Raw genomic sequence first — 8,206 nt, 5'->3', positions numbered from 1 at the left:
GGTCGCCGCGCTCACCCACCTCAAGTCCGGCGACCTGGGCCGCGCCGGGCTGCTTCTGGCCGCGTCCGCCGGCACCCCCGAGCCCGACCGGTCGGACTGGCCCGCCCTGCCGGGTCACGCCACCTATGCCGTCGACCTCCTCGAGTGCCCCGACCGGCTCCGCCCCGCCCTGCACCGCCTGCTCGAGCGCGCCGCCGTCGTCGACGACCTCGACGCGGCCCGCACGCTCGTCGAGGAGCTGCCCACGGTCGTCGCGGTCACCCGTGACGGCGACCTGCTGAGCGCCCACGCCGCGGCGGGCGGCTCCCACGCCCAGCAGAGCCTGATCGAGATCCAGGGGGCCGTCGACGAGGCGGCCGAGGCGCTGCTCGAGGCCACCGCGTCGGGCGAGCGGCTCGGGTTCGACCTGAGCCGGCTCGAGGCCGAGCGGCTCGAGGCCCACAAGCGTGTCGACGTCGCGCTCGCCAAGCTCCACGAGTCCGACGCGACGCTCGCCGCCGTGGCCGAGGAGCTCGGCCAGTACGGCTCCCAGGCCCGCTCCGCCAAGGGCGAGGCCCAGCGACTGTCGGCGGCGATCGAGAAGGCCGAGGCCGCCCGCGACCAGGACCTCGCCGGCCTCGCCGAGCTCGAGCAGCGGCTCGCCGCCGCCGAGCAGTCCGGCGACGAGGGCCAGGACGCCGGGGCCGAGCCCGACACCGCCGAGCGCACCCGCCTCGCCGAGGCCGCCAAGGCCGCCCGGCAGGGCGAGATGGACGCCCGGCTCGCCCTGCGCACCGGCGAGGAGCGCGCCCGGGCCATCCACGGACGCGTCGACGGCCTGCTGCGCCAGGCCCGCACCGAGCGCGAGGCCCGCGCCAAGGCGGCCGAGCGGCGCGAGCGGCTGCTGCGCGAGGGTGCCGTCGCCGAGGCGGTGGCCGTCGCGGCGTCGTACACCTTGGCGCGGCTGGAGGTCGCGATCCACGAGGCGACTAGGGAGCGCCAGGCCGTCGAGCAGGCCCGCAGCGGTCGCGAGCGGGCGCTGCTCGACGTCCGCGCCACGCTGCGCGACCTCGCCCGGCAGCACGACGAGCTCGTCAACTCGGTCCACCGCGACGAGATGGCCCGCGCCCAGCAGCGGATGCGCATCGAGCAGCTCGAGGAGCGCGTGCTCGACGAGCTCGGCCTCGACGTCGACGCGCTGGTGGCCGAGTTCGGCCCCGACCAGCTGGTCCCGACGCCGGCCTCCGTCGAGGTCCCCGAGGGTGCCGAGCCGCCCGAGCCGCAGCCCTACGACCGCGACGAGCAGCAGAAGCGCCTGCGCACGGCCGAGCGGCAGCTCCGCGAGCTCGGTAAGGTCAACCCGCTCGCGCTCGAGGAGTTCTCGGCCATGGAGGAGCGCCACAAGTTCCTCACCGAGCAGCTCGAGGACCTGCGGTCCACGCGCAAGGACCTCCTCGACATCGTCAAGGAGGTCGACACTCGCGTCGAGCAGGTGTTCACCGAGGCCTACGCCGACGTCGAGAAGGCCTTCGACGCCACCTTCGCCCGGCTCTTCCCCGGCGGCGAGGGACGGCTCGTGCTCACCGACCCCGACAACATGCTGACCACGGGCATCGAGGTCGAGGCCCGTCCGCCGGGCAAGAAGGTCAAGCGGCTGTCGCTGCTCTCCGGCGGCGAGCGGTCGCTGGTCGCCGTTGCGTTCCTGGTGGCGCTGTTCAAGGCGCGGCCCTCGCCGTTCTACATCCTCGACGAGGTCGAGGCCGCGCTCGACGACACCAACCTCGGCCGGCTGCTGCAGATCTACGAGGAGCTGCGCGAGAGCTCGCAGCTGCTCGTCATCACCCACCAGAAGCGCACCATGGAGGTCGGCGACGCCCTTTACGGCGTCACCATGCGCGGCGACGGCGTCAGCACCGTCATCAGCCAGCGCCTCCGCGAGACCGAGACCGTCTAGTGGCCGACCGACCCACCCGGGCCGACTACGTCGCCTGGCGCACCGCCACCACGCGCTGGAGCGACGACGACGTCTACGGCCACCTCAACAACGCCCGCTACTTCGACCTCATCGACACCGCGGTCAACGTCCACCTCGCCGAGGCCACCGGCACCGACATCCGGCTGCTGCCCGCGGTCGGCGTCGTGGCCGAGGTGTCGTGCCGCTACTTCGCCGAGATGGGCTACCCCGCCGACGTCGAGATGGGCCTGGTCGTCGACAAGGTCGGCACGTCCTCGGTCATCTACCGCGTCGGGCTCTTCCAGGGGCCGGGCGACGAGGCCAAGGCCGAGGGGCGGTTCGTCCACGTCTACGTCGACAACTCCGGTGGCGGGCGCAGCGTCGTACCGCTGCCCGACGAGGTGCGTGCCGCCGTCACCCCGCTGCTTCGGGAGCCCCTGTCATGACCGTGCCGACCACCCTCCCCACAGCCCCGGCCATCGCTGCGACCCCCGGCCGCTACTGCCCGTGCTGCGACCGTCACCTGCGCGAGGGCTTCCTGCCCGGCCCCGACGGCCGGCCCGACGCCACCTGCCCGAGGTGCAAGTCGCTCGAGCGGCACCGCTTCTTCGCCATCCTGCTCGGCGCTCTCCGACCGCAGATCGGCCGCGTCGGCACCCTCCTCGACATCGCCCCGGCGCCGCAGGCCCGCGCCCGCCTGCTCGAGCTCGAGCCCGAGAGCTATGTCCGCTTCGACCTGCGCGGCGGCCGCGGGGTCGACCTGCGCGGCAACATCACGGCCATCCCGCTGCGCGACCGCTGCGTCGACCTGCTCGTCTGCTACCACGTGCTCGAGCACATCGTCGACGACCGCGCGGCCATCGCCGAGCTCGGCCGCGTCCTCGCCGCCGACGGTCTCGGCATCCTCCAGGTCCCGTGGCGTCCCGGCACCGTCACCGACGAGGACCCCGACGCCCCCGAGGACGAGCGCATCCGGCGCTTCGGCCTCGCCGACCACGTCCGCTACTACGGCGACGACATCGACGACCGCCTCGTCGAGGGGGGCCTCGACGTCACCCGGGTCACCCCGGCCGACTACCTCGGTGCCGAGGCCAACACCTGGATGGGCCTGGGGGAGGACCAGTCCGTCTGGCTCGTCCGCCCCGCCGACGCCCCCGCCACCTGGGCCGCCCCCGCCACCACCCCCCTCACCTCCACCCTCGACTCCCTCGTCGCCGAGCTCGCCCGTACCCGCCTCGAGCGCCAGGAAGCCCGCCGCGCCCTCCGCGACGCGACCAAGCCACGCTGACTCGTCGTGTAGACGCGACGGGTCACCGTGCATGTGCGTGGATGTGGGGCCCGTGGGACGGGTGTGCCACGGTGGACGGGCTCGTCGTACGCCGACTCGGAGGAGTGCCCGGACCATGTCCCCTGTCCTGATCACGATGGCGGTCGTCCTCGTCGTCGCCGTCCTCGCGCTGGTCTATGCCGCCTTCCCGCACCGGGGTGAGTCGATCCCCGGGGCGCCCTGGCTGGGCGACGTGCTGGAGCGCGCGAGCGACGCCGTCCCGACCGTCGCGGACGGCGACCTCGACCCGGTCGACGTGCCCGTCGACGTACCGGCCGACGACGGGGCCTCCCACCGCTGACCCCCCGGGTCCGGCTGGTTGGATAGCACCCATGGAGTGGCTCTACCTCGTCATCGGCATCGCGGTGCTGTTCGTCGCCGCGGTCGTCGGCCTCGTCACGTCCCGCGGTCGTCGTACGCCGCCGGCCGCGCCGCCGGTCGACCGATCCACCGGCACCACCGACGTCGTCGCCCCGCCCGAGGAGGGCGGGTCGCACCCCCACGGGACCGACGTCCTCGAGCCGCCGCTGGTCGAGCCGCCGCTGGTCGAGGCGCCCGTCGAGGCGCCGGTCCGCGAGAAGCCCGAGGGCACCAAGTCCCGCCTGGTCCGGCTGCGTGAGCGGCTGGCCGGCTCGCAGGGCGGCTTCGGCCGCGGCCTGCTGGCACTGCTGAGCCGCGAGCGCCTCGACGAGGACACCTGGGAGTCGATCGAGGACCTGCTCCTCACCGCCGACATCGGCGTCGCCCCGACCCAGCAGGTCGTCGACAACCTCCGCACCCGGCTTCGCGTCGACGGCGCCGAGGCCGGCGACCCCCGCGGCGTGCTGCGCGACGAGCTCATCACCCTCGTCGACCCGACCATGGACCGCCGCCTGCAGGTCAGCGGCGCCGACGGCAAGCCCGGCGTCGTCCTGGTCGTCGGGGTCAACGGCGCCGGCAAGACCACGACCGTCGGCAAGATCGCCCGCATCCTGGTCGCCGAGGACCGCACCGTCACGCTCGGCGCGGCCGACACCTTCCGCGCCGCCGCCGTCGAGCAGCTCGCGACCTGGGGCGAGCGCGTCGGCGTCGAGGTCGTCCGCGGTCCGGAGGGCACCGACCCCGCGAGCGTCGCGTTCGAGGCCGTCAAGCAGGGGGTCGTGGCCGGCGTCGACACCGTCATCATCGACACCGCCGGGCGCCTGCAGAACAAGCAGGGCCTGATGGACGAGCTCGGCAAGGTCAAGCGGGTCATCGAGAAGCAGGCCGTGGTCACCGAGGTGCTGCTCGTCCTCGACGCCACCACCGGCCAGAACGGCCTGATCCAGGCCCGTGTCTTCCGCGACGTCGTCGACGTCACCGGCATCGTGCTGACCAAGCTCGACGGCTCGGCCAAGGGCGGCATCGTCGTCGCCGTCCAGCGCGAGCTCGGCGTGCCCGTCAAGCTCGTCGGCCTCGGTGAGGGCCCCGACGACCTGGCGCCGTTCGACGCCGCCGCGTTCGTCGACGCGCTGCTCGGCTGACGACCTGAGACCGGCGCGGCGCCGGACGTCCGTCTGTCGGACGATCTCCCGCCCCCCCGGTGATGTAACACGCCCGAAACACTGGGTCGGAACTCGTTTCCTGTCCGCAACATGGTGCGGACGGTCGTGAAATACCGGCCCGCGAGGCTTCCAGCGAATCGGGCGGGGACGCGCGGCGACAGCGAGGTCGCACAGATCCCGCCCTCCCGAGTTCCATTCCCATGGAGGTTCTGTGGACGGCTATTACGCCTTCATGCTCATCGCAACGGCGTTTGTCCTGATGATGACGGTGCCCGCGCTGGCACTGTTCTACGGCGGCATGTCACGGTCGAAGTCCGTGCTCAACATGATCATGATGTCGTTCATCTCGGCAGCGATCGTGGGCATCCTCTACGTCGCCGTCGGCTGGTCGATGGGCTTCGGCGGGGACGGCGTGCTCTTCGCCAACCCGTTCGAGCTGTTCTGGCTCGATGGTGTCACCACCGACACCTACATCTACGTGATGTTCCAGATGACCTTCGCGATCATCACCGCGGCCCTCATCTCCGGCGCGGTCGCCGACCGGATGAAGTTCTCCGCCTGGATCCTCTTCGTCCCGCTCTGGGCCGTGATCGTCTACTTCCCGCTCGCCCACATGGTGTTCAGCTGCAGCGACTCGGCGCTCATCTGCACCAAGATCGGCGCCCAGGACTACGCGGGCGGCACGGCCGTCCACATCAACGCCGGTGTCGCGGCGCTCGTGCTCGCGATCCTGCTGGGCAAGCGCGTCGGCTGGCCGCGCGACAAGATGCGCCCGCACAACCTGACGCTCACCATGCTCGGCGCGGGCATGCTGTGGCTCGGCTGGTACGGCTTCAACGTGGGCTCGATCGTCTTCGGCTCCTCGTTCGACGCGACCGACCCGACCTCGGCCGACTCGCTCGCCTTCCTCGACCAGTTCTACAGCGAGACCGGTCGTACCTTCGGCAACACGACGCTCGCCACGATGGCCGCCATCCTCGGCTGGCTCGTCGTCGAGCGCGTCCTGCACGGCAAGGCCACCTCGCTCGGTGCCGCGTCCGGCATCGTCGCCGGCCTCGTCGCCATCACGCCGGCCGCCGGCGCGGTCGACCTCGAGGGTGCGGTCGCCATCGGCGCCATCGCCGGTGCGGTCTGCGCCTACGCCGTCGGCCTCAAGTTCAAGTTCGGGCTCGACGACTCGCTCGACGTCGTCGGCGTCCACCTCGTCGGCGGCATCCTCGGCACCGTCCTGATCGGTGTCTTCTCCACCTCCGACGGCGCGGGCGGCATCGACGGCCTGCTCTACGGCGGGGGCGTCGACTCGCTGGTCGACCAGGTCCTCGGTGTCCTCACGGCCGTCGCCTACTCCGGCGTGCTCACGCTCATCATCGGCCTGGCCATCAAGTACACGCTCGGCCTGCGCATCAGCGAGGACGACGAGGTCGGCGGCATCGACCTCTCCGAGCACGGTGAGAGCGCCTACGACCTGCACACCGGTGTCGGGGGCGGCGTGAAGTCCAGCCTCGTCGCCGGCACCACCACCACTCCGCTGACCAAGACGACCGAGGGGGCCGAGGTATGAAGCTCGTGACCGCGGTGATCAAGCCGCACAAGTGGGAGGACGTCCGCGAGGCGCTCGAGACCTTCGGCGTCACCGGCATGACCGTCAGCGAGGTCAGCGGCTACGGCCGCCAGAAGGGCCACACCGAGGTCTACCGCGGTGCCGAGTACGACATCGCGCTGGTCCCCAAGATCCGCATCGAGATCGTGGTCGACGACAACGACACCGACGACATCGTCGGGATCATCGTCAAGACCGCGCAGACCGGCCGGATCGGTGACGGCAAGGTGTGGGTCAGCCCCGTCGACACCGTCATCCGCGTCCGCACCGGCGACAAGGACGAAGCGGCGCTGTAGCTCGAGCCGCCCGATGTTCGCACCCAGCGGCCCGGCGCTCCTTCGGGAGGGCCGGGCCGCTGGCATGATCGAGCCACCCCCATCCAGCACGCACCTGTAGCCCGGAGGAACCGATGAAGCTCGTGACTGCCGTGATCAAGCCCCACAAGTGGGAGGACGTCCGCCAGGCCCTCGAGGCCGTCGGGGTCACCGGCATGACGGTGAGCGAGGTCAGCGGCTACGGCCGCCAGAAGGGCCACACCGAGGTCTACCGCGGTGCGGAGTACGACATCACCCTGGTCCCCAAGATCCGCCTCGAGGTCGCCGTCGACGACGAGGACGTCGCCACCATCGTCGACACGATCGAGAAGGGCGCCCGGACCGGCCGGATCGGCGACGGCAAGATCTGGGTCTCCTCCCTCGAGAGCGTGGTGCGCGTCCGTACGGGCGACCGCGACGCCGACGCGCTCTGACCCCCACCGCCGACCGCTGACCCCGGTCACCTGAGATCCAGCCCCCGACAGGAGCCCCGCCCAGCGTGACCGCCGCCGAGCGCGCCGCACGGACCACCGAGGCCGACGAGCTCTGCTCGTCGGCCTACGACAAGTGTGGCGGACCCGACACGGGGGTCGCGATGGTGGCGGTCGGCGGCTACGGCCGGTGCGAGCTGGCGCCCTACTCCGACCTCGACGTGGTGCTCGTCCACGACGAGCACGTCGACCTCGGCGACCTCGCCGAGATGGTCTGGTACCCGCTCTGGGACTCCGGGGCCCGGCTCGACCACTCGGTGCGGTCGCTCCCGCAGATGCTGTCCGCGGCGGAGGCCGACCACCGGGTCGCGTCGGGCCTGCTCGACGTACGCCACGTCGCGGGCGACCCGGGACTGACGCTCCGCCTGCGTACGACGATGCTCGCGCACTGGCGGCGGGGCGCCCGCGAGCGGCTGCCCGAGATCCGCGCGGCGTCGGAGGCCCGGCACGGGCTGATGGGGGAGCTGGCCCACCTGTCGGTGCCCGACCTCAAGGAGGCCGAGGGCGGCCTGCGCGACGCCACCACCCTGCGCGGCCTGGTCGCCACCTGGCTCGTCGACGTGCCCCACACCGAGCTCGAGCGCAGCCGCCAGGTGCTGCTCGACGTCCGCGACCTCGTGCACGGCATCGCCGGCCGGGCCACCGACCGGGTCGCTCCCGAGATGTGGGCCGAGCTGTCCGTCGCGCTCGACCTGCCCGAGGAGCCCGGGCGTCCCGAGGGCCTCGCCGCCCAGGTGCTGGTGCGCGAGGCAGGGCGCCGGATCACCCATCTGACCCGGCTCGCCTGGCGCCGTGTCGACGGCGTGCTGTCGACGTCGTCGTCACCCAAGCAGGCGCGTCGGCCCCGGCTCGAGCCGCTCGCCCCGGGCGTCGCGCTGTCCAAGGGCGAGGTCGTCCTGGACCGCAGCGCCGACCCCACCCGCGACCCGCTGCTCCTGCTGCGCGCCGCCACCGCCGCGGCCGAGAACGGCGTGGCCCTGGCCCCGCCGACCGCGGCTCGCCTCGCCCGCGAGTGCGC

General features: G+C 72.6%; 8 protein-coding genes and 1 pseudogene. All 9 read left to right on the top strand.

Features of this window, described 5'->3' with window-relative positions:
* Window positions 1–1,933, top strand: a 1,933-nt coding sequence (locus Q7T52_RS13455) for an AAA family ATPase (protein ID WP_304803299.1), incomplete at its 5' end; no start/stop codon positions are given.
* Entirely contained in the window at window positions 1,933–2,379 is a 447-nt protein-coding gene (locus Q7T52_RS13450) for a thioesterase family protein (RefSeq protein WP_304803298.1), read from the top strand. The genes Q7T52_RS13455 and Q7T52_RS13450, both read left to right, overlap by 1 nt.
* Window positions 2,376–3,221, top strand: a complete 846-nt coding sequence (locus Q7T52_RS13445; protein ID WP_304803296.1) for a bifunctional 2-polyprenyl-6-hydroxyphenol methylase/3-demethylubiquinol 3-O-methyltransferase UbiG — start codon at window positions 2,376–2,378, stop codon at window positions 3,219–3,221. The genes Q7T52_RS13450 and Q7T52_RS13445 overlap by 4 nt, the downstream gene beginning before the upstream one ends.
* A gap of 115 nt (window positions 3,222–3,336) precedes the next feature.
* Window positions 3,337–3,561 carry a hypothetical protein gene (locus Q7T52_RS13440; RefSeq protein ID WP_304803294.1) on the top strand — a complete coding sequence of 75 codons (225 nt, stop codon included), beginning with the start codon at window positions 3,337–3,339 and terminating at the stop codon, window positions 3,559–3,561.
* Window positions 3,562–3,592: 31 nt separating this feature from the next.
* Entirely contained in the window at window positions 3,593–4,762 is a 1,170-nt protein-coding gene (ftsY, locus tag Q7T52_RS13435; RefSeq protein ID WP_304803292.1) for a signal recognition particle-docking protein FtsY, read from the top strand.
* Between the two features lie 253 nt (window positions 4,763–5,015).
* On the top strand, window positions 5,016–6,344 hold the full coding sequence (locus tag Q7T52_RS13430; RefSeq protein WP_304803290.1) for an ammonium transporter: 1,329 nt from the start codon (window positions 5,016–5,018) through the stop codon (window positions 6,342–6,344).
* Window positions 6,341–6,679: a P-II family nitrogen regulator gene (locus tag Q7T52_RS13425; protein WP_304803288.1), complete on the top strand. Its 339-nt coding sequence runs from the start codon at window positions 6,341–6,343 to the stop codon at window positions 6,677–6,679. The genes Q7T52_RS13430 and Q7T52_RS13425 overlap by 4 nt, the downstream gene beginning before the upstream one ends.
* A gap of 113 nt (window positions 6,680–6,792) precedes the next feature.
* Window positions 6,793–7,131 carry a P-II family nitrogen regulator gene (locus Q7T52_RS13420; protein WP_304803286.1) on the top strand — a complete coding sequence of 113 codons (339 nt, stop codon included), beginning with the start codon at window positions 6,793–6,795 and terminating at the stop codon, window positions 7,129–7,131.
* 65 nt (window positions 7,132–7,196) lie between these two features.
* Window positions 7,197–8,206, top strand: a pseudogene (locus tag Q7T52_RS13415) ([protein-PII] uridylyltransferase); the annotation flags it as partial.

This window comes from Nocardioides sp., assembly GCF_030655615.1.
Lineage (GTDB): Bacteria > Actinomycetota > Actinomycetes > Propionibacteriales > Nocardioidaceae > Nocardioides.
This window is presented reverse-complemented; position numbering and strand designations above follow the sequence as displayed.